We start from the raw sequence: 23108 nt of genomic DNA on the forward strand, positions 1-23108 counted from the left end.
TCTTAGAGTTTCCAGTGGACAAAAATCAATGCGTTTGACAGAACCTAACCTTCCCATATCATGTTCTCATAAAATTATTTCTAACAACACTTTTTTATTCCTTTACTTACCTTAGCCGGTGTTTCTTACAGTTTGGATGAGATTCATGAATCAAATTCAGTATCGGCTGTGGTAGGAAATAATTCTGGATGGGATTACGGCATCCGGGCGCAATAAGATTAGCCGGGATAATATAAGCCGCTATCGATAGCACTTAATCAACCCAAAACTGTCTTTGTTTCATCCTGTTCGATTTTCTGATTAAATACAGGAAAGTAGGCTAAAAAAACAGTTTGTAGCTCATGCAAGGAGGAACTGATGAAATTCACGTCGCTGACACAGCGTTTTGCTGTCTGGTTCACATTGGTTTCTTTGCTGCCCATATTGGTGATCGGCAATAGCCTGCTGCATACTTTTGAGAAGGAAATAAAAAAATCGGCTATCCGGAATGTATCCGCGATCGCCGATAAAAAATTTGAACAAATCGACAGTTACCTGCAAGAACGTTTACTCGATGCCAGTTTAATACGTGACGCCAGTACGACGCATGAAGCCATTATTGGGTTTTCCCGGATTTTTAAGGAAAACGGCGTGAATTCGGATGAATACCGGCAATTGGATGCCAATTATCGTGAAAATTTCAAACGTTTTGTCGAAGATGCGAAATATTACGATCTGTTTTTGATTTCTACCGAAGGCACGATCATATATTCGCAAACGCATGAGATCGATTTTGCCACTAACTTATTCACCGGCCCTTATCGCGATACCGGGTTAGGTAAGGTTACCCGCTATGCATTGGATAACTTAAAAAGCAGTATTTCGGATTTTGAGCGCTACGAACCATCCCGAGGTGCGATTGCTGCATTTGTCGCCACACCGATCATTCTGGATGGTGAAACTAAGGGTGTATTGGCGTTGCAGATCTATAGTCAACGCGTGTTCACGGTGTTATCGAACAATGTTGGACTGGGCGATAGCGGCGAAACGGTCGTGGCGCGTCTTGAAGATGATCAGACTGCGCTGGTCATGGCGCCCTTGAAGTATGACCCTGATGCCGCATTGAAGCGCAAGATCCCACTCAATACGCCACCTTCGTCCGAAGCCATGCAAAATGCCCTGAATGACCAAACAGGCGGTGCGTTAACGGTTGATTACCGCGGTAAGGAAGTGGTTGCGGCATGGCGTTACTTGCCGCGCATGAAATGGGGTATCGTGGTACAGATTGATGTCGAGGAAGCCTTTGCTTCTGTTTCCAAAGTGCATTTTATCGGCTTGGTTATTCTGATTCTGACATTGCTGGCTGCCTTATTGGGGGCGGTACTGTTTCACCGCCGTGTTGTCAATCCTTTGAAACATTTGAATCAGAGCGCGCAGGAAATTTCCACCGGCAACTTGCATCAACGCGTTGCGATTGAAGGCTGGGATGAAATGCGGCAATTGGCAAAAACCTTTAATTTAATGGTGGAACAGCTGAATGCCAGTGATCAGGAGCGCAACAAAGCAGAAGGAAACCTGGTGCAGCTCAATCTGGAATTGGAACACCGCGTTGCAGCGCGGACCGGCGATTTGCAACGCGCTAATGTGGCTTTGGCGATCAAAGAGGAAGAAATGCGTTCGGTGGTCGAGCACATGGTGGATTGCGTGGTTACCACCAATGAGATAGGCACGATTCTTTCCGCCAATCCGGTAATGGAAAAATTGTTCGGCTACAGTCACGAGGAAATGATCGGCCAGAATATATCCATCATCGTGCCTGAGCCGGATCGCAGCAAGCATATCGGCTATATGGAAAACTATTGCCGTACTGGACATGGTCAGGAGTATGTCGGCCGCGCTTATTTATCCGGTTCACATGGGATCGGTTTAGGCCGGGAAGTAGAGGGCGTGCGCAAGGACGGAGAACGGATTGAATTGTATCTTGCGGTCAGTGAATATTTTGTCGCGGGGAAGCGGCATTTTACCGGTGTCATGCGCGATATCCGTGAACATGTGCACATTATGAATGAACTCAGGCAAGCCCGGATTGAAGCGGAGCAAGCCAGTAAAGCGAAATCGGCGTTTCTGGCCGCCATGAGCCATGAAATCCGCACACCGATGAACGGCGTGATCGGTATGATCGACGTGCTCAGACAGACCAGTTTGAGCGGTTATCAAATGGAAATGGCCAACCTGATCCGCGATTCCGCTTATGCCTTGCTGGCCATTATTGAAGACATTCTAGATTTTTCCAAAATCGAAGCGGGTAAGCTGGAAATCGAAAAAATTCCGATGCCGCTAGCCAGTATCATCGAAAATGCATGCGGCATGCTGGCGCATCTGGCGCTGAGTAAGAAAGTGGAGCTGACGCTATTCATCGATCCTGCGATCCCGGAAAATGTATTGGGCGATCCGTTGCGCTTGCGGCAAGTATTGGTGAATATCATTAATAACGCGATCAAGTTTTCCAGTAAACAGGAAAAACAAGGCAAAGTATCGGTGAGGGTATTATTGACGGAATCCAATCCGGATCAGGTGGTGGTGACCTTCCAGGTAACCGATAACGGCATCGGCATGGATAAGGAAACGCAGGAAAAGCTTTTCAAATCTTTTTCCCAAGGCGATCCTTCCACCACACGGCGCTTTGGCGGGACCGGTCTTGGCTTGGCGATTTCCCATCATCTTGCGGAGCTGATGGACGCGGAAATAACTGTGCAAAGCGAGCCGCAACAAGGCTCTACCTTTATCATACAAATGCCCTTTAAACCGCTGCCGGCGGCTGCTGTTGCCGATCATAAGATCGAAGATCTAGAGGGCATGAATTGCTTGATACTGGGTGACAACGATGGTCTGAGCAATGATCTGGCCGTTTACTTAAAAAGCGCCGGTGCACAGGTTGAGCAAGTAACCGATCTTGACCGGATCGATCAGTTTATTCAGGAGCTTGCGCCGGGCTTGTGGCTCGTTGTCATCGATGCCGGGCAGCATGTGCCGCTCATCAAGGAATTGCGTGCCGCGTTTAACGCTCGTGCGAAAAAAATAAAAGGCGCCACGAAAACTGGGCCGGAAGCAGCGCAATCTTCCATCGAACCGCGTTTTGTCGTGATCAAGCGTGGCCGCCGCCGGCAAGCGCGTATCGAAGATATCGATATCATTACGCTGGACGGCGATGTCATGTACCGTCAATCGCTGCTGCGTGCAATGGCGATCGCTGCCGGTAAAGTGGAAATGAACACGGAAACCGCACCGGTTGTCAATTTACTGAAATCCGGACCTGAGCCGGTGTCGCGTGATGAGGCATTGCGGCAGGGCAAGCTCATCTTGGTGGCGGAGGATAACGACATCAACCAGAAAGTCATTCGCCAGCAGCTCAACTTGCTCGGCTACGCTGCGGATATTGCCAACGATGGGCGTGAAGCGCTGAAACGATTGCAGAGCTGCAACTACGCACTGCTGCTGACCGATTTGCATATGCCCGAAATGGACGGCTTTGAATTGACGCAGGAAATTCGTTCCCAGGATTCCACCCGGAAGCACATGCCAATTGTCGCGCTGACTGCTAATGCGTTGAAAGGCGAAAGGGAACATTGCCTGAATGCCGGTATGGATGACTATCTGAGCAAACCGGTCCAGCTTGAGGATCTACGCCGGATCTTGGAACAGTATCTGCCGGGTGACAAACCGGCAGCAGCAGCGCAGTCCGTTATTCCCGCAAACGTGACCGTACGCGAAATGGAAATAGCCACAGTGCCGGTCGACGTGCAGGTGCTGGAAAAATTTGTCGGTGACGATCCGGCGATGATCCAAGAAATGCTGCTGGATTTTCGCGCTAGTGCGGAAAAAATCGCAACTGAATTGCACGCTGCATATCAAGCAGGCCAGTTTGCTACGGCCGGTTTATTGGCACATAAACTAAAATCATCCGCGCGATCGGTAGGGGCGCTGGCGCTGGGTGAATTATGCGCGGCAATGGAGCAAGCGGGGAAAAAGAACGATGCGGCGGAATTGGCTGTGCTGTTGCCGCAGTTTGACGTGCAGCTGATTGAGTGCAAAGCATATCTCGATATGTTGTGCACGCAAGGCGGGAAAAATGCCTGATAAACCTTGTCTAGGATGCCGGGGAATTATCCAGTAACCCGGCGCGCACCCTGTTTTGCCATTCATCCATCCAGCGTGGTAAGTCATCGGCAAGCAGCGGTTCGGAGATGAAATTACCTTGCGCCATATCGCATCCCGTTTGGCGTAAAAGCTCCCAATCATCCCGGTCTTCAACCCCTTCGGCGACGATGTCCATACCGAGCTGTTTGCCCATTGCCAAGCTGGCGTCGTAAATGGCGCGCAGGGTATCGTCGCTCCAGGCGCGATGCACGAATCCTTGATCGATCTTCAGTTCATTGAATGGGATATCACGCAGTTGCGCCAGAGAGGAATGGCCGGTGCCGAAATCGTCAATGGACAAATGAAACCGTTTGAGCCGCAGGCGGGTGAGAATTTCCAGCGGAATGCGCGCGTCCGGCCCCATGACTTGGCTTTCGGTGATTTCGATGACGATTTTCTGCGGCGGCAGATTATTTTCGTTGACGAGATTGACCACCATGTCTTGAAAATTCAAAGAAGCGAGATTATCCATGGTGACATTGATGGACACACGCAATGTGAGTCCACTTTGATGCCATTTTCCCGCTTGAACAATCGCTTGTGTCAACACCAAATGCGTCAGATCGTCGATCAGATTGTTGTCTTCCGCAATGTGAATAAACCGATCCGGCATGATCACGCCATCTTTCGGGTGATGCCAGCGCACCAGCGTTTCCACGCCAATCACGTCACCGTTCTCAACCGATACTTTGGGCTGGTAATAATTCACCAACTCTTGATGGGCAATGGCCGATTTAATATCGTCCGCGCTATAAATTTTACGGCTGGGTGGTGGATTTGATGCATCCACTGTCCATCCTCGCAGAATTTCCGCTAATTTGTCGGGATCAACGGGTTTATGCACATAACCGAGCATCGGTATCTTGTGCGCATGGACCAGCCTTTCAGCGGTTTTTAACATCCGTTCATCTTCGCCGCTGACTAAAACCAGCTTGCCGTGATATTGGCGATCCACCAGATAGCGGACAAACTCAATGCCGTCCATATCCGGCATATTCAGGTCGAGCAGAATCAAATCCGGGCACGTATCCACATGATCGATTTTCTTGAGTGCATCCGAGCCATTGTCACACGTTGCGATAGCGGTATAACCCAGCTTGACCAGCATCCGCGACAGAAGCTTGAGCATAAAGGTGTCGTCATCAAGGATCAGTATCTTAATGTGAGATGCGCTATCCATATGGTTTTTTCTAATAGAAATGGATTGGAATGCCAAAACCAATGATTCTCGGAATATCAGCGCATGATCATACACTGTGTATCGATAAAGAAGATAGCGATCGTTTTTTTCGCTATGCAATGGGATGATAGCGATGATTACCGGCCGGGAATCAGTTTGAGGTCATCGGAATGCAAACGGAAAGATTGCAGACCAATGACGGAAAAATGGAATCAGTCATCGATCAGCACATGACCGAAAAAAGCAAAAACACCGATCGCGATGCCGGTGACGAATTGCGCATGCACCAAATAGGAAAATTTCTTGAGCTCGACCGGCGAATAGCGCAAGGTCAAAAACAATCCGAAAAAACCCTGCCAGAGTACCAGCGCCAATAAAGCCGGGAAGAAAAGAATATGGCTATAACGCGAAAATCCCATCATCCCGATGTGCAGCAAAATCACGGCAACCGCCGCGATACCGAAATAAATATGCGTGCGGTTCAGCCAGATCAACAAACGGTTCAACTGCGATGATTCAATTGGAGCGATATAGTCCGGGAGCAGGCGCTGTGCTAATTTTCCTTGACCCAGCGCCAGTTTTAACAAGGTACGGAAATAAATAAATACCAATAGCGCCAGCCCAGCTTTGCCAAACCCTTCACCGATTTCGGTGAGGAACGTTTCGCGCTCTTCCGGGATGGGATGCACCGAGTAAGCGTAAATAAAATACGCCAATGAAATCAGCGAAATTACTGCCGTATAGAGCAGAATGTTGCGGATATTTTTCAATGATTGCTGCATATTATCGGTCATTTGTTTACCGGGTAACCCGTCACTTTTAGAATTTCCCATTTAAAGTCATGAGCGCCGACGACATCATCGGGCAAAGCCATCGATAGCGCGCCTTTGGATAGCGGTGGCAGATCAAGATTGATGTCATGCACTTTCGGATCATGCGACATGTTCGCATGCATATGCATATGCATATGATGATGGTCATGCACCGGTGTCATGCTGACCACGAGTTGCGTGATATGGTAATGGTCGTTGCCATTGTAGATTGTCCCGCTGAAAATCCCCCAACCAAATCCGGCATCGATTTTCAGTTTTTGAATGGCTTCTTGGGGTAATTCAATTAAAGCAAGTGCTGCGTTAGCAGACTGCTGGCAACATGGCGGACTTGCCGGTAAATCGCTGGCTACTGTACTCTGCGATAAAGTTAGCCATGCTAACAACGTCAGTGCGGAGACCAGTCTAATAAATTTTGATGTAACTAACATTCGGTGCCCTTTACAGTAACAATTGGAATCGGAATATAAGCGAAATTATAAATCGAGTTGCTCAGGCGGAAATGCCTTTCGTTAGATCAATAATTCCCGGCAAAGGAGTACATGTAATGGCTGATAAGTCCGATCCGTATGCACTTGATCGTTTCATCCAAGCGAAACACAGGGTTTTGAGATTGCTTTGGCCGAAATCTCCAGCGCCCGCAAGCGATCACATTGGATGTGGTACATCTTCCCGCAATTTGCTGGACTCGGATTCAGCGCAATATCGCAACGCTACGCAATCAGGAGTGCGGCGGAAGCCCGAGCATACTTGAACCACCGTATTCTCGGTGCGAGATTGATTCAATGCATCGAAGCGCTGCTTGCAATCGATGGGCGTTCCGCTCACGAAATCTTCGGTTCCCCGGATGAGATGAAACTTAAATCCTGTGCAACGTTGTTTGCCAGCGTAACACCCAAGGGATCGGCGTTTGAGTGTTTGTTGGAAAAGTATTTTCAGGGTGAGCGGGATCAACAGACGTTGAGCTTGATGGACGCGGCAAATGATTGTTGATAACCGAATCTCTGTTGATTTCACAACAATGGTTTTACTCCATTAATACCGTTCCGGTAAACCCACTCATTCAGCAACAACCGCGCTTCAGCAATCACTTCCGACGCTACCATTCCCACCATCCCGTGATGTTGCTGTACCCAGCGATTCGCTGCGGCGCCGTGCAGATAAACCGCCAGCAATAACGCTTGATCCGGCTTCAAGCCTTGGGCGATCAACGCGCCCATCATTCCGGCTAATACATCGCCGGTTCCTGCGGTGCTGAGCGCGGGGTTGCCGCTGGTGTTGAGGTAGCGTTTACCGCCGGGAAGGCAACAGATGCTGCCCGCGCCTTTGAGGACGACGTAACAATTGAATTGCTGTGCGATTTGCAACGCCGCGTTCATACGGTTTTGTTGCACGGCGGCGGTGCCGGTGTTCAGCAGGCGCGCTGCTTCGGCGGGATGGGGTGTCAGGATGGTGGAAGCATTGCGTTGACTGAGTTTCTTCGCCAGCGGTGAATGCTGCGCGATCAGGTTGAGTGCATCGGCATCGACGATCAGTGTGCAATCACTGGTGAGTGCTTTCTCCAGCCACGGTAATGCTTCCGCCGATTGTCCCAAACCGGGGCCAACGATCAAGCAATTGAGCGGCGCTAGCGTGAACAACTCCGATGGCGGACGCAGCATCAGCTCCGGCTGGGAAAAATCGACCGGCGGTGCATTGTCTGCCAGCAAACCGAGATAAACGCGTCCCGCGCCCAGATGCAAGGCAGCGCGGCCTGCCAATAGTGCCGCGCCGGTCATGCCGGTCGATCCGCCGAGGATGGCAACGTTACCGAACGTGCCTTTATGGCTATTCGCGCGACGCACTGGCGGCAGTATCGATTGCGCAAGTTTATGATTCAGCAGCCAAGTGTGCGGCTCAGGCGGTGCGGGCAGCTGAATATCCAAGTCGCGCAACACGATCGTGCCGCAGCATTCCGGGCCGGAATGGGTGAACAACCCCGGTTTTAAACCAATAAAAGTAATCGTCAGCGTGGCGTGAATGGCGATGCCATAAATGCAACCGTCGTCGCTACCCAATCCGGACGGAATATCCAGCGCGACGATGGGTGTCGCCATTTGATTCACGGCTTCAATCCATTCGCGGTATTTTCCTTCAATCGGGCGATGTTGCGATTGATCCAAGCCGATGCCGAATAAACCGTCAATCACGGCATCCCAGCTTCGATCGCCATCCGGTATTTCCGCACAAATGTCGCCGCCAATATTGAACCAGGCTTGCAGCGCTTGTTTGGCATCCGGCGGAACACGGTTGCCGTCGCCGCCGAATACCACGGTGACGGTGTTGCCCCATTCCTGCAAATAACGCGCCACGACGAATGCATCGCCGCCGTTGTTGCCCGGACCGGCCAGTACCAAGATTTGATGGCCTGGGCCTTTCAATAACTGGTCGCGGATCACTTGCGCCGCCGCCAAGCCTGCTTTTTCCATTAAGCGGGGCGGTTTGGGCAGTCTTGCCGCTTGTTGTTCAATGTCGCGGATTTCAGCGGTTGAAAAAACCGGATCGGCTGTGTCCATAATTTGCATGCGTATGGGATGATCAGCGATAAGTACATCTTCTCGTGTAAAATTGCAATCTTTAAATTACCGCCTTATTTCCTCTAATGCTCCAATTTTGTGGTGGACGTGCGCTTTCCCCGTTTCGTCTGGAAAAATTACGCAAGCAAATTAATACGCTGAATCTGCCGGTATCTGCACTGAATACCGAATACTGGCATTTTTGTTCGCTTACTCGAAACCTGCAAGACGCTGAGCTGAACGCCTTGCGCAAATTGCTCAACCACGATCAGACGCAGGAAAATGCGCGGCATCCCGGTGAATTCTTTTTGGTGTTGCCGCGTCCTGGGACGATTTCGCCGTGGTCAACCAAAGCCACCGATATTGCGCGGCACTGCGGATTAGCGGCGGTCGAGCGTATCGAACGCGGCATTGCGTATTACATTCAAACCGATCAAGCGCTAGCGGCGCAAGATAAGGCGCGGCTCAAAGCGTTACTGCATGATCGCATGACCGAAACGGTATTTTATTCATTCGACGATGCGGCCAAACTATTCCAGCATTTTGCACCGAAGCCGCTCAACACCGTCGATGTGCTCGGTGGCGGCATCGATGCATTGCGGCAAGCCAATCAAAGCATGGGGCTGGCGTTGTCGATGGATGAAATCGAGTATCTGGCGCATAACTTCCAGCAAATGGCGCGCAATCCGACCGATGTCGAACTGATGATGTTCGCGCAGGCGAATTCCGAGCATTGCCGCCATAAAATCTTCAATGCCGATTGGGTTATCGACGGTAAACCACAGGACAAATCACTGTTTGCGATGATCCGCAACACGCATCAAACCCACCCGCAAGGCACGCTGGTGGCGTATGCCGATAACGCCAGCGTCATCGAAGGTGCGGAAATTAACCGGTTTTATCCGGGTGATGGGCAGGTTTATGGTTACGCGCAGGAAAAAACACATGTGCTGATGAAGGTGGAAACGCACAATCATCCGACCGCGATTTCACCGTTTCCCGGCGCGGCGACCGGTGTCGGTGGGGAAATCCGCGACGAAGGCGCGACCGGGCGCGGGGCGAAACCGAAAGCCGGGTTATGCGGTTTCTCGGTATCGAATCTGAACATTCCGGATTTCACGCAACCGTGGGAGATCGATCAAAGCGGGCGTCAGTCAAGCTATGGCAAACCCGGACGCATCGCTTCGGCGTTGCAAATCATGCTGGAAGGGCCGATCGGCGGCGCGGCGTTCAATAACGAATTCGGCCGTCCCAATCTGGCGGGCTATTTCCGCACCTTTGAAGAGCGTGTGGGCGGGGAAATGCGCGGCTACCACAAGCCAGTCATGCTGGCGGGCGGCGTCGGACAGATTTCCGATCGCCATGTGCGTAAGGAAAAATTTCCACCGGGTGCGCTGCTGATTCAATTGGGTGGTCCCGGCATGCTGATCGGCTTAGGCGGCGGCGCGGCATCCAGCATGGATACCGGCGCTAATACCGAAGCGCTGGATTTCGATTCGGTGCAGCGCGGTAATCCGGAAATGCAACGGCGCGCACAGGAAGTGATCGACCGCTGCTGGCAATTGCAGCGCAGCGGCGGCGAAAACCCGATTCTGTTCATTCATGACGTCGGCGCGGGCGGTTTATCCAATGCCTTTCCCGAACTGGTGCATGATTCCGGTCGCGGCGGGCGTTTCAATTTACGCGCGGTGCCGTCTGAGGAAACCAGCATGTCGCCGATGCAAATCTGGAGCAACGAGGCGCAGGAACGCTATGTGCTGGCGATCAAACCGGAGTCGCTGGCGTTGTTTGAAAGTATCTGTGAGCGCGAACGCTGTCCGTTCGCCGTGGTGGGTGAAGCGACTGGCGATGAACAGCTGGTAGTCGCCGATCCGCAATCGCCCACACCACCGGTCGATATGCCGTTGCCGGTTTTGCTCGGCAAGCCGCCGAAAATGACACGCGATGTGGCGCATGGGGAACGAATCCTTCCCGCGCTCGATTGGTCGGGTGTGACACTAACTGAAGCTGCGTACCGGGTTTTGCGCTTGCCCGCGGTTGCTGATAAGAGCTTTCTGATTACCATCGGCGATCGTAGCGTCGGCGGTTTGTCGGTGCGCGATCAAATGGTTGGCCCGTGGCAGATTCCGGTGGCTGATGTCGCGGTGACCAGCATGGGGTATCAAACCGTTTTGGGCGAAGCATTTGCCATCGGCGAACGCACGCCGTTGGCGTTGATCGATCCGAAAGCCGCTGCGCGCATGGCGGTGGGTGAGTCGATCACTAATATCGCTGCGGCGGCGATCGACGGCATTGCACAGATCAAATTATCGGCCAACTGGATGGCGGCAGCCGGTCACCCGGGTGAAGATGCCGGACTGTACGACGCGGTGCACACCGTCGGTATGGAATTGTGCCCGCAATTGGGCATCAGCATTCCGGTCGGGAAAGATTCGATGTCGATGAAAACCGCGTGGGACGAAGCAGGCGTGCGCAAGGAAGTCACTGCGCCGCTGTCGCTGATTATCTCGTCTTTTGCCACGGTGACGGATGTGCGCAAAACTTTGACGCCGCAATTGCGCACCGACTGCGGCGACAGCGAATTGATCCTGATCGACTTGGGACAAGGGCAGAATCGCCTGGGCGGTTCGGCGCTGGCGCAAGTGTACAAACAAGTCGGCAATCATGCGCCGGATGTCGACGGTGAAGCCGGCGCGCAACAATTGCGTCATTTCTTCAACGCGATTCAACAGCTCAACACAGCGGATAGATTACTTGCGTATCACGACCGTTCCGACGGCGGTCTGTTTGTGACGCTGTGTGAAATGGCGTTTGCCGGGCATACGGGTATAACGGTGAACCTGGATCAATTGTGCTTTGATCCGCAGTACAGCGATCTCGACGGATCGGAATTGCGCCCGGAGCAACTGGGAGGGCGCTTCCTGGAACGCATGCTTGCGGTGCTGTTCAATGAGGAACTGGGGGCGGTGATACAAATTGCCGCTGCACAACGTCAGGAAGTCATGCAAGTGCTGGCCGATGCGGGGTTGCGCGATGCCAGTTTTGTCATCGGACAACTGAACCGGTCGGACGAAATTCGCTTGATGCGCAATAACAAAGCGGTGCTGGCGGAAAAACGGGTGGATGTGCAACGCGCCTGGTCGGAAACCACCTATCAAATGCAAAAACTGCGCGACAATCCAGTCTGTGCGCAACAGGAATTCGACCGCATTCTCGATATCGCCGATCCCGGTCTTCAGGTCGCGCTGCGGTACGATGCCAGTGACGATATTGCCGGGCCGTTCATTCAAACCGGTGTGCGTCCGCGCATGGCGATCCTGCGTGAACAAGGCGTCAACGGGCATGTGGAAATGGCGGCAGCGTTCGATCGCGCCGGTTTTGCCGCGATCGACGTGCATATGAGCGACATTATTGCAGGCCGTGTTTCCTTGAGAGATTTCAAAGGATTCGTCGCCTGCGGCGGATTTTCTTACGGTGACGTGCTGGGTGCCGGAGAAGGCTGGGCCAAGTCGATTCTGTTCAATCCACGCGCGCGCGATGAATTTGAAGCATTTTTCCAGCGCGGCGACACGTTTGCGCTGGGCGTGTGTAATGGCTGCCAAATGATGAGCAATTTGCACGAAATCATTCCCGGCGCCGCTGCCTGGCCGCTGTTTAAACGCAATCTGTCGGAACAATTTGAAGCGCGCTTTGTCATGGTGGAAGTGCAGCCCAGTCCGTCGCTGTTTTTTGACGGCATGGCAGGCAGCCGGATGCCGGTCACGGTAGCGCACGGTGAAGGCAGAGTTGAATTCTCCTCCGCTCAACCCGAGCATGTGGCGGCTTTGGTGACATTGCGTTTTGTCGACAATCACGGACAAGTCACCGAGCGTTATCCGTTCAATCCGAATGGCTCGCTGCACGGGATGACCGGCTTAACCACGCCCGACGGGCGCTTCAATGTGCTAATGCCGCATCCGGAGCGGGTGTTCCGCGTGACGCAGCATTCGTGGCACCCGGATGTACGCTCTGGCAAAGCCGAAGACGGTCCGTGGATGCGCTTGTTCCGCAATGCGCGTAAATGGGTAGGGTGAACGATTCCGTTGTGATCAATTGAACCTTTAAAAGAATGAATAAAATGACAAATTTCAAGATAACCCGACGCAACAGCCTCCTGTATCTCACTTTCTTTCTGCTGAGTCTGGCAATGAATCATGCGGCTGCGGTGATTACCCCGGCAAAGAAACCGGTGCCGAATAATTGCGTGCCGCTGGGGGATTGGATCGTTCCCGGTTCCGGTAAAACCTCGCAACAGGAAGTCATCGCTCGTGCCGCCAAAGCCTCGGTGGTGTTGCTGGGCGAAACGCATGTCAACGCCGATCATCACCGCTGGCAATTGCAAACGCTGGTGGCTTTGCACGCGCAGCGTCCGAATATGGTGATCGGTTTTGAGATGTTTCCGCGTCGCGTGCAAGCCGCGCTGGATAAATGGATTGCCGGTGAGTTGAGCGAAAAAGAATTTCTGCGCGCGGCGGAATGGGATCAGGTTTGGAATACCGATGCCAACCTGTATTTGCCCCTGTTTCATTTTGCCCGCATGAATCGCATTCCGATGCTGGCGCTGAACATTGAAACCAGCCTTCGCCGCCAAGTGGCGGAAAAGGGTTTTTACGGCGTTCCGGTAGAAGAGCGCGAAGGCTTGACGCGCCCAGCGGAACCCAGTCAAGCGTATGTCGATTTTTTGCTGCCGATTTATAAACAGCACGACCGCAAACATAAAAATGAAACCACGCAAGACGATCCGGATTTCCGCCGCTTCATTGGCGGACAGCAACTGTGGGACCGCGCGATGGCGCAAATTCTGCAACAAGCCGTGACGCAATCCGGCGGCGCGGAAAAACCGCTGTTGGTCGGTGTCATGGGCACAGGTCACGTGCTGCACGGTTTTGGCGTTCCGCATCAATTGCACGACTTGGGCATCAAATCCGTTGCTGGACTGCTGCCGTGGGATAGCGATAAGTCTTGCAAGAACTTAGTGGCGGGTGTGGCCGATGCGGTATTCGGCGTATTGCCGCATGTTTCCGAATCTTTCCGGCCGCAGTTCCAGCGTCTCGGTATCCGCTATGAAATGGGCAGGGGCGGGGCGGTGATACTGCAAGTGGAAAAAAACAGCATTGCCGATGCCGCCAAGTTGCAGGATTCCGATGTGATTCTGGAGATGGCCGGTGTGCCGGTTAAAGTGCTGGAAGACGTTACCACCATCGTAAAACGCCAAGCGCCGGGAACCTGGCTACCGCTCAAAATTAAACGAGACGAGCAGGAAATGCTGATCATCGCCAAATTTCCGGCATTGCAGCATTAATTTTTCAAAACAGCTATGACTACTTTCACTTTTATCAGAACTTGTTTTTTTCTGCTACTCACCAGCCTGGTTGCTCAACCCGCGTTTTCAGCGCGTGTACCGGTCAAGCACAATGACGTCGAATACGACATCACCGTGAAAATCGATCCGGTAAACCGCACGATTGAGGGGAAAAGCCTCATTACCGTGGATAGACCGAGAGAATTGCAATTGATACTGGGTGCCGGGTACGAGGTGATTCAGGCGGATTTTAATGACGGGCCGTTAGGTATTGGCCGGGAGCAAGCCAATCAACCGCATATTTGGAACATTCCTTTTCTTTTCAGGCATCAGGTTCAATTCCTGATTCGCTGGAAAGGCGTATTGGCGCCGCTGGATACCTCGCTCGACCACCAGCAGACGCTGGGCAGGCCGATCGCTGTCAGCGGAGAAGCCGGTACTTTCCTGCCGGATAGTTCGGATTGGTATCCGCGCGTTGTTGGGCAGATGGTGCGCTATAAAGTCAGCATTGAATTGCCGTCTGGCCAGAAAGGCTTGGTGGCGGGCCGTTTGATCGAAGAGCATGAATCGCCGCAAAACTATCAAGCGGTATTTCAATTCTCCCATCCCGCCGAAGGAATCGATTTGATGGCGGGCCCGTACGCGATCGAAACGCAGACGCATCAAAATATCAATCACAAACCGATTCAATTGCGCACCTACTTTCATCCGCAGATCAGCGGTTTGTCGAAGGATTATCTCGACGCCGTGAAACGCTATCTGGAACTGTACGAATCCTCGATTGGCGAGTATCCCTATACGGAGTTCAGCGTCGTGTCGAGTCCCACGCCGACCGGTTTCGGCATGCCGACGTTGACTTATCTCGGTGTCGATGTGCTGCAATTGCCGTTCATTCGCAGTACTTCGCTCGGTCATGAGGTGTTGCACAACTGGTGGGGTAATGGCGTTTATCCGGATTACAAGAGCGGCAACTGGTCGGAAGGATTGACCACGTTCATGGCCGATTACGCATACAAGGAACAGGAAAGCGACGCCGCCGCGCGCGATATGCGCTTGAGCTGGCTGCGCGACTTCGCCGCATTGCAGCCGGGGCAGGATGCGCCGCTAACGGCTTTTACCTCGCGCACGCATGGCGCGTCGAAGATCGTCGGCTACAACAAAGCCGCGATGTTTTTCTTCATGCTGCGTGATCATCTGGGTGAAACGCTTTTCCAGCGCGGCATCCAAGGGTTGTGGCAGGTGCAGCGCTTTAGAGTGACGTCTTGGCTGGATGTGCAAAGAATGTTTGAAATGGTTTCCGGGCAACCGCTCGGGCCTTTCTTTGCGCAATGGCTGAATCGCAGCGGCGCGCCCGCAATCGAGTTGGCTGAAGTGAAAAACGCGGCGGCGGGTTCCGGGTATGAGATGTCGATCACGCTGAAACAATCCGAACCAGCGTATCAATTGCAAGTTCCGGTGGCAGTCGAAACACAGCAAGGCAGCACCATTCACCGCCTCGATGTGCAGCAAGCGCAACAAACGTTCACGCTGAAACTGACGGACAAACCGCTAGCCGTTTCACTCGACCCCGATCTGCGTCTGTTCCGGCACTTGGCGCCCGGCGAAGCTCCGCCGATTCTGCGCGAAGTGATGGTCAACGCCGCCACGCAGACGGTGTTATTGTCCGATCAACCTGAAGTTCGCAAAATTGCCGAGACGCTTGCCAGCAAATTGCAAGATCGCAAGCTTCACACGGCTGCATCCGGCGATCCGCTCTCCGCCGCACCAACGCTGGTTATCGGCCTGCAAGCCGAAATCGACGCCTGGCTAGCCGCTAAACAGCTACCCGACCGGCCGGATGAAACCGGTAAAAAAGGCAGCGCGCAAGTCTGGACATTAGCACGCGCTGACGGCGCATCGCTCGCCATCATCTCCGCCCAAGATGCCGCTTCGCTCGAAGCGTTAATCCGCCCGCTGCCACACTACGGGCGGCAAAGTTATTTGGTGTTTGACGGACGGCAGGCGATTGAGAAAGGGGTTTGGCCGATGCAAGTACAGAAAGTGACGGTTGAGTGATAGTCGAATGCAAGATTGTGAGGGGAGTTATGTTTTCGGTAACTCGCAATTTGGTATTTGGTTCTGGATTTATTACAATTAGACATTCTTGATTCTGGACCTGATGTCGTTTTTTTGGGCTCCGTAGCGCGTCATCCTACAAAATACGATGGTAGATACCGTTTTTTGTGATCCCATCTGGCTCTACTCTTCTTTCTCAGATCTCTTCTTGATCGAGTTGATCATACTACTTGGCACCTTTCGCATGCAAGAGAATGTTTCTAATTGCCGGGAGCTTCATTGAATCATATGGTTATGTGATTGCTCAGCAGTAATTTGTTTAAATAACCGGTTTGCATATAGTGAACTTTAGAAAAAAGAGCGTTTATTTTTCTTACCTCCTGTAATTGCCCAACTCTAAATCATGCAGAAGGAAGTATGAAGTACACGACTCTTGCCATCCAACTTCCGACTTCCGACTGCGGGGCATGAACTAAAAAGATTGGTACGAAACTAAAGTTAGAAGCGTGGTGCCATTCACAACATATTTAACAATACTAAGAAGGTCACGCAACTCAATAGGAGGTATTCAACCATGAAACATATCCTGATTATTGGTGCTGGCTTCGCCGGCATGTATGCAGCCCTGTCCGCCGCACGCTTGCGCAATGAGCAAGGCGTCTCACCCGATACCCTCGCGATTACTGTCGTTGCACCGGAGCCACGATTGGTGATCCGTCCCCGCCTCTACGAGCGTGCCCCCGAAACCATGGTGGCGCCGATCCTGGAACTGTTTGATGCGGTCGACGTCCGATACGAACAAGGCAAAGTCGACGTCATTGATTCCGCTCAGAAGTCGGTCGAGATCGTTGGGTCCGATGGAATGCGACGCTCGCTAAGCTATGACCGCCTAGTGCTGGCTGTCGGCAGCCAAGGATTCAAGCCGGACATTCCAGGTCTTGCCAAGTACGGCTTCAGTGTTGATCAGCTCGAGGATGCGATTGCACTCGATCATCACCTCAACTCCTTAGCGAACCGGCTATCCTCTGCCACCCGTGACACGGTGGTCGTTGCTGGCGGCGGCTTCACCGGCATCGAGGTAGCGACCGAAATGCCATCGCGCCTGCGCGCTATCCTCGGGGCAGAAGCAAACATCCGTGTCTTCATCGTCGATCGCAACGAAGTGATTGCGTCGGCGATGGGTTCCGACCCGCGCCCGCTGATCGAACAGGCGCTACGCGAAGCTGGTGTAGAAACCAGGCTCGGCGTGGGTATTTCGGCGCTGGATGAGAACAGCGCCACCCTGAGCGACGGACAGTCCATCGAGAGCGCAACCGTGATTTGGGCGGCCGGTATGCGCGCGAATCCACTTACTGCACAAATCCCGGCTGAATGTGATCGTTCCGGTCGATTGGTGGTTGATCGCAATCTGCGCGTTGCCGAGGTACCGACCATCTTCGCAGCTGGCGACACCGCGTACGCGTTGACAGATGAGCTGGGTCATCGAGCGCTCATGTCGTGCCAGCATTCCAACCGGCTCGGTGCATCCGCCGGATTCAACGTAACTGCCGACCTGCTCGACGTCCCATTGGAGCCATATCAGCAAAAGAACTACGTCACCTGTCTCGATCTTGGTCCGTCTGACGCCGTGTTCACCAGAGGTTGGGATGCCAAGGTAGAGCTGAGCGGCGACAAGGCGAAGGCGATGAAGCGTGAGATCAATACGCAGTGGATCTATCCGCCGCGCGCTAACCGCGAAGACGCCTTCAAGGCTGCCGAATGGGCACGGTTGGTCGACTATTAGAGCAAATCGCGAAACTGCGGAATAACTGACTGTACACCGGTTCATACAGTCAACGGGAAATCGAGAAGTACCAAAGGGCGGTTTTAGCTATTGCTCGTAAAAACAAGGATTCTTGATTATTAACGTGATGCTGTTTTGCGATAACGTTGCCATTACCTTATGTTTGATTGATTTATATATTTCTTGCACATGCTTGTCTCCCAAACTGAGCAATGAAACTAAATAGGACAAAATTAGTATTTTCGTAGGACAAATGAATGATCAAGCCGGTTTTTTAGAAGTTAAACTTCTAATTGTATGGAGGAAATTTTTCCATATGTATGTAAGTGATCAATAACGATCAGACATGGGATTTTCCGGATATTAGCGTAGGTTAACTTATCCTGAAATCTGTGCGGATCGATGAATGCGCGCGATACCCCGTCTGATCAATCATTTTTGAAAAATTGGGAGTTAAAATGAAACTAAAAACAATCTTTTTATCGCTGGGATTATTTGCAGCGACTGGCGCCGTGGCTGCGCCTGTGCAGTGGGCTGGAAACGGTCATTGGTATGAGCTGGTGTCTACTCCGCTGAGTTTCGGCGATGCGACGGCTGAAGCGGCAACACGTACTTATCTGGGCTTAGGTGGCCATTTGGTTACCGTTACATCGGCTGACGAGAACACCTTTGTTCATACGTTGACAGCTGATGGCGCAACCTGGCTAGGTGCCAGCGATGTGGCTGTGGAAGGTGAATGGCGCTGGGTGAGCGGTCCGGAAGCAGGTCAGCTGCTGACATATACCAATTGGGGGCCGGGAGAACCTAACAATTCCGGAAACGAGGATTTTGCGGTTTACAACAATCCGTGGGGCGGCGGTTTATGGAATGACCGTCCGGATACAGGGATTGCCTATATTGTCGAATATAGTGCACCGGTTCCGGAGCCTGAGATTTATGCAATGTTGCTGGCGGGTCTGGGTATTATCGGTTTTGCCGGTCGACGATTAAGAAATAGTTGATTTCTTTATCCGGCAAACAAAACCTCGCTGTTAACGGCTGCGGGGTTTTTTATTGCTTCATATTCTGTGTATCGTCAATATTTATACTGCGTTACGGCTGGAGCCGTTCTTTTGAAGTCTGGCCAAGATTAAACACGAGGCGATTCTGGTAGGGAAGGTGCAGCAGGATTCTGGATTGATAAGTCGCGGAGCAAAAATCATGCGGTTATATTTTTGGCCCGCGACTTATCTCTATCGGCGATGATTACTCAGTGATTATTTCTTGAGAAATAAGCTTTACTGGTGCAGCGAAGCGTAAGGCTCAGTAATAAAAAACCAACCAGTATCATCTCGACAATTTTCGGTTCAGGTATCGTGCTGGTCATTGAAATCATATCGAGTGAGCCGCCGAGGCTGTCGCTTACTCCGGCAGCACTGAAAGTCAGCAATCCCTCGCCGTCAAAGTTAAATAGCGCCGAATAATTTTGCCAGTTGTGATCGCTTCCTCCACCGACACCGGTCAAAACGGTGACCGGAGCCGAGCCATCCAATGTGAATGACAAATCGTTGGTGTCACTACCGGTGCCGGGGCGGGCCGAAAACCAGAAGCTGAGCTGATACAATCCGGGCGTGCCAATCAATAGTTGGGAAATCGAACTGTTTGAATTCGTGTCCAATTCGACAAAATTTGAACCATCAAAAGCTGATCCGGCGACATTGTTGCGCAGTTCGACATCCGGAGCGCCGCTCCAGCCAATCAAGGTTGAATAAAGATTCCATGATCCATTGTCTTGCAAATCAGCTTCAAAACTCCCATTAGTGACAAGATCGACCGCTGCCGAAGCGTATATCGGGGCTACAAGTAGAATGCTCACTACAGATTTATAAAAATTTTTCATTACAATCATCCCTCAAAATTGAAAAATAAACAGGAAACAGCCTGCTGTTTACAACGATTCACTGAGGTAAAAGCTTTAGCGCGCCGGATAAGACGGTGCGCTGATGCGGATTGATACCTCTGACTGAGAGAAGTGATGTCTGAAACTAAGGGGGTGGTCAGCGTGAGTTATTGCATGAGGGAGTACAGCAACCCTCTGATACGACAATGCTGTCCAACGCGCCCCTGCTGCATTAAGTGCAATTTGGGGATTTAAAGTCGCACCAAAACCGCCAGTTTATTTTTTCGTATCGATGACTCTGTTCCCGGCGGGTATCAAGTGTGCGAGGATGCACGCAAAAATTTTGGCAAGGGTAATCCGTACCAGCTGTTTACATACAAATATTGACGGATTGGCGTTTTAATCATCAGCAACAGCAAACCGATGGAATACAGACACCAGACGGCCGCCCATTCGTTCATGTCATCAGTGGTCATATAGGCCAGCAGTGGTCCCGATATGAAATGGTACACCACCATTTTCCAGGAACCGTACAGCAGAGGCAGTACAAAAGCGGCATAGCCGTAAACATTTCCCATGAACACATTGCCGTTGGCGGGAATGGCCCAGGCGATATGCCAAGCACCCGAAGTCGAGCAAATTTCTTTGCCGCAGAACGGCATGGTGTATTTCGCGCTAGTGAAAAATGTCATGTTGTAGTCTCTATCGAAACAGTAAGTCATCCAATCGAATGGATAGATACGCATCATAAAGACAACCGCGGCGGCGGCGCATAAGGTGTAAACCGCAGGCGCAATACGGCGGCGCAAACTGTCCGGAATGAAATGCATCGCGACCGCATTGACAAAAAACGGTTGAAAAGCGATATGCATGTAACCCAGAAACGTTGCAATCTGATTGCGCGGATCCGCACATTGATCGATCACCGTATAGGTATACGCTTGCAGCAATTCCATCAATGAGAAGTAAGCAAGCGCGGCACACAACACGCCAGACTCGCCTTTCCGGTAAAAATAGGCGGTACTAGCAAGACCCGTCACCGCAAGCACAGCAGATGCTTCACCACTCCAGCACATAGAACCTCTATAAAATATGAATATGCGCCAGCTTGGTTGACAGGCTAACCGGAAGATTTCAGCGGCGAGTCAACACAGTCTGTTCACTCAATAACCGCTGACATGGAAGGAACTGGAAAATAGCAGGGCAGGGTATACAAGGGGCATTGCCATTGATTGTACACATTTGCCTATAAAATAGACAGCGCAATTCTCAGCGCCGCACATGCGAATTGCTGTGAAAATATTCTTGAAGATGAGAGGGAATTGGAGCAGGCTTTAAATTACTCAATCCCCTGCGATCTCAAGTGACTAGGTCACATCGACTTTTAAGTGCTTAACTTACTATCACCCATGAATTATCATGTACGCCGCTATGCTGATTAATAAAATGCCTACATAGCGCTCAAATTTCTTTTGCGGAATGCGTTCAATGACTCGTTTTGCTGTCCAGCTTCCCGCTATCATCGCTATTCCCATTACTACTGCTAAAACCCACATGCTTTGATCAAAGCTTATATATTGCTGATATGTGAGTGTCTTCACTCCATGCATTACCAACGCTGTAGTTCCTTCACTCGCGATATAAGCAACCGGTGGTAAGCCCAGCGAGAGAAAAATGGCCGCACCCAATGGGCCAGCACTGCCTACCAATCCGGATAAATATCCGGTAAAGCCACCACCGGCTATAAGCCAAGCCGGGGTGGCTTTTAAATTTAGAATGCCCCAATATTTCAGTGATACAAAAAATAGTATTGCTAGCCCAATGCCGCGCGTAATTAATTCCTTTGGCAATTCAGCGAATGAAACTGCACCTAAAATGCTGAAAGGAATGGCGCCTGACAAAAACAACACAACTGTTTTCCATTGTATTTGTGAGAAACCGAAAGCTACTCTGGATAGATTACCGATTAATTGAACGATGGTTAAAAGTGGAACTGCATGAATTACCCCAACCGTCTGGACTAACAGCGGAAGCAACAAAAGAGCGCCGCCAAACCCCGCAGCGCCTGATATCACTGCTGCAATGAATGCCGCAGCGAATAAAACCAGATACTCCAGCATTAGTGATTAATTCATGGAATTGCCAGTAATTCCAAATTCAATATCTGTTTTAATGAAGAAAATATTAATGTTTTCATCCTTCAAGCGCTGAAAAATTAGATCCGCATTTTCCGCACTTACTGCCATTTTAATTTCTATGGGTTGTCCGGAAAGCTCAAAAAAATGTGATGAATGCAATTTCTTATCATGCCCATAGCCTTCCGCAGCCGGTACGATGGTTACGCCGGGAATGCCGAGTTTCTGCGCTTCTTTTAATAACCATTCACTGAGCGGTAGAGAATTATGCTTTCTATCATTCTGGGTGAAAAACGACAATTGATAGCCTTTCATTATTTTCCTTAATTCAAGTGGTTTTGAAGAAAGAGACCGTTAGCATGCCCAGCAATGTCATTAATAATGATCCTATCAAATGAATGCCGATTGCACCAAATGCTAAAGCAACCCGACCATGTTGCAACAAATTCATGACCTCCGCAGAGAACGTAGAAAAAGTTGTAAGACCGCCAAGAAAGCCAGTGATAACGAAGAGCCGCCATTCTGGCGCAATAGTAGGATTATTTGCCAGTACTACAATAGCAATACCAATTAAATAACTACCCAGCAGATTAGCTAAGACAGTACCTGGTGGAATATCGGGGAAAATAGTATTTAATGAAATACCTAAGAGCCACCGGAGAATGGCTCCTGCGGAGGCTCCTAAACTGATAGCAAGTAATGAATTCAGCATTTCAGCAACCACTTATTTGTAAGAAATCTCAGAGTTGTTTACAGATAGGTTGATTGAAATAAGCGGTGAGTATTTCATAAGGGGTGGCATTATTCAAACTCTTGTGAGGCTTAACGGTATTGTAGAAATTAATGAAACGGAGAAGCTGAATGTGCCGATCGGCGCAGTCTTTAAAGTGAATCTTGCTGTGCCACATATCCATCAGGGTGCGGATAACCCGCTCAGCTTTACCGTTGGTTTGCGGACGATTGATGCGGGTAAACTTCTGACCGATACCGTGCTGCCTGCAAGCTTTGACGAAAGCGTGGCTGTCAGTTCCTTTAAATTCTTTGCCGTTGTCAGAATAAGCATAGTCGATCTGGTAAGGACATTGGGCAACAGTGCTTGTGAGAAAGCAAGCTGCACTATGCTGGGTTTTATCGGGAAGAATATCGGCATACAGCTCCCTGGAGAAATCATCGA

General features: G+C 51.1%; 16 protein-coding genes and 1 pseudogene. 7 read left to right on the top strand and 10 right to left on the bottom strand.

Features of this window, described 5'->3' with window-relative positions; all coding sequences use genetic code 11:
• Positions 1 to 357 precede the first annotated feature (357 nt).
• Positions 358 to 4116 carry an ATP-binding protein gene (locus tag BLU57_RS13865; RefSeq protein WP_090322117.1) on the top strand — a complete coding sequence of 1253 codons (3759 nt, stop codon included), beginning with the start codon at positions 358 to 360 and terminating at the stop codon, positions 4114 to 4116.
• A gap of 10 nt (positions 4117 to 4126) precedes the next feature.
• Here the strand turns inward: BLU57_RS13865 and BLU57_RS13870 are convergent, their stop codons facing one another.
• The 3 genes from BLU57_RS13870 to BLU57_RS13880 form a co-directional block, all read right to left on the bottom strand.
• Positions 4127 to 5356, bottom strand: a complete 1230-nt coding sequence (locus BLU57_RS13870) for an EAL domain-containing response regulator (protein WP_090322119.1) — start codon at positions 5354 to 5356, stop codon at positions 4127 to 4129.
• A gap of 212 nt (positions 5357 to 5568) precedes the next feature.
• Entirely contained in the window at positions 5569 to 6150 is a 582-nt protein-coding gene (locus BLU57_RS13875) for a hypothetical protein (protein ID WP_256206304.1), read from the bottom strand.
• Positions 6147 to 6617, bottom strand: a complete 471-nt coding sequence (locus BLU57_RS13880) for a hypothetical protein (RefSeq protein WP_090322122.1) — start codon at positions 6615 to 6617, stop codon at positions 6147 to 6149. The genes BLU57_RS13875 and BLU57_RS13880 overlap by 4 nt, the downstream gene beginning before the upstream one ends.
• 169 nt (positions 6618 to 6786) lie before the next feature.
• Between BLU57_RS13880 and BLU57_RS13885 the strand changes: the two are divergent.
• A pseudogene (locus BLU57_RS13885) lies at positions 6787 to 7179 on the top strand (DUF1810 domain-containing protein); the annotation flags it as partial.
• 20 nt (positions 7180 to 7199) lie between these two features.
• Here BLU57_RS13885 and BLU57_RS13890 read toward each other — a convergent pair.
• Positions 7200 to 8741, bottom strand: a complete 1542-nt coding sequence (locus BLU57_RS13890; protein ID WP_090322160.1) for an NAD(P)H-hydrate dehydratase — start codon at positions 8739 to 8741, stop codon at positions 7200 to 7202.
• Positions 8742 to 8827: 86 nt separating this feature from the next.
• Here BLU57_RS13890 and purL point away from each other — a divergent pair, with 86 nt between their 5' ends.
• From purL to BLU57_RS16725, 5 genes are all read left to right on the top strand, one after another.
• A complete protein-coding gene (gene purL / locus BLU57_RS13895; protein WP_090322125.1) occupies positions 8828 to 12814 on the top strand; it encodes a phosphoribosylformylglycinamidine synthase in 3987 nt (1328 codons plus the stop codon).
• Positions 12815 to 12858: 44 nt separating this feature from the next.
• A complete protein-coding gene (locus BLU57_RS13900; protein ID WP_090322163.1) occupies positions 12859 to 14082 on the top strand; it encodes a ChaN family lipoprotein in 1224 nt (407 codons plus the stop codon).
• A gap of 15 nt (positions 14083 to 14097) precedes the next feature.
• Positions 14098 to 16137, top strand: a complete 2040-nt coding sequence (locus BLU57_RS13905) for a M1 family metallopeptidase (RefSeq protein ID WP_090322127.1) — start codon at positions 14098 to 14100, stop codon at positions 16135 to 16137.
• 574 nt (positions 16138 to 16711) lie between these two features.
• Positions 16712 to 17920 (top strand): NAD(P)/FAD-dependent oxidoreductase, encoded by a 1209-nt coding sequence (locus BLU57_RS13910; protein WP_090322130.1) that lies wholly within the window; start codon positions 16712 to 16714, stop codon positions 17918 to 17920.
• Between the two features lie 458 nt (positions 17921 to 18378).
• Positions 18379 to 18921 carry a lectin-like protein gene (locus BLU57_RS16725; protein ID WP_090322132.1) on the top strand — a complete coding sequence of 181 codons (543 nt, stop codon included), beginning with the start codon at positions 18379 to 18381 and terminating at the stop codon, positions 18919 to 18921.
• Between the two features lie 248 nt (positions 18922 to 19169).
• Here BLU57_RS16725 and BLU57_RS13920 read toward each other — a convergent pair whose 3' ends face one another.
• The 6 genes from BLU57_RS13920 to BLU57_RS13945 all read right to left on the bottom strand — a co-directional run.
• Positions 19170 to 19799: a carbohydrate binding domain-containing protein gene (locus BLU57_RS13920; protein ID WP_090322135.1), complete on the bottom strand. Its 630-nt coding sequence runs from the start codon at positions 19797 to 19799 to the stop codon at positions 19170 to 19172.
• A gap of 314 nt (positions 19800 to 20113) precedes the next feature.
• The gene (locus tag BLU57_RS13925; RefSeq protein WP_090322137.1) at positions 20114 to 20875 is read right to left on the bottom strand and encodes a DUF5765 domain-containing protein; all 762 of its coding nucleotides are present in this window, start codon (positions 20873 to 20875) and stop codon (positions 20114 to 20116) included.
• 327 nt (positions 20876 to 21202) lie between these two features.
• Complete coding sequence (locus BLU57_RS13930) at positions 21203 to 21919, bottom strand: sulfite exporter TauE/SafE family protein (RefSeq protein WP_090322140.1); 717 nt, start codon at positions 21917 to 21919, stop codon at positions 21203 to 21205.
• 6 nt (positions 21920 to 21925) lie between these two features.
• Entirely contained in the window at positions 21926 to 22249 is a 324-nt protein-coding gene (locus tag BLU57_RS13935) for a DUF190 domain-containing protein (protein WP_090322143.1), read from the bottom strand.
• A gap of 13 nt (positions 22250 to 22262) precedes the next feature.
• A complete protein-coding gene (crcB, locus tag BLU57_RS13940) occupies positions 22263 to 22646 on the bottom strand; it encodes a fluoride efflux transporter CrcB (protein ID WP_090322146.1) in 384 nt (127 codons plus the stop codon).
• Between the two features lie 28 nt (positions 22647 to 22674).
• On the bottom strand, positions 22675 to 23108 hold a 434-nt coding region (locus tag BLU57_RS13945; RefSeq protein ID WP_143026991.1), incomplete at its 5' end, for an integrase core domain-containing protein.

Source organism: Nitrosomonas oligotropha, from assembly GCF_900106555.1.
GTDB lineage: Bacteria > Pseudomonadota > Gammaproteobacteria > Burkholderiales > Nitrosomonadaceae > Nitrosomonas > Nitrosomonas oligotropha_A.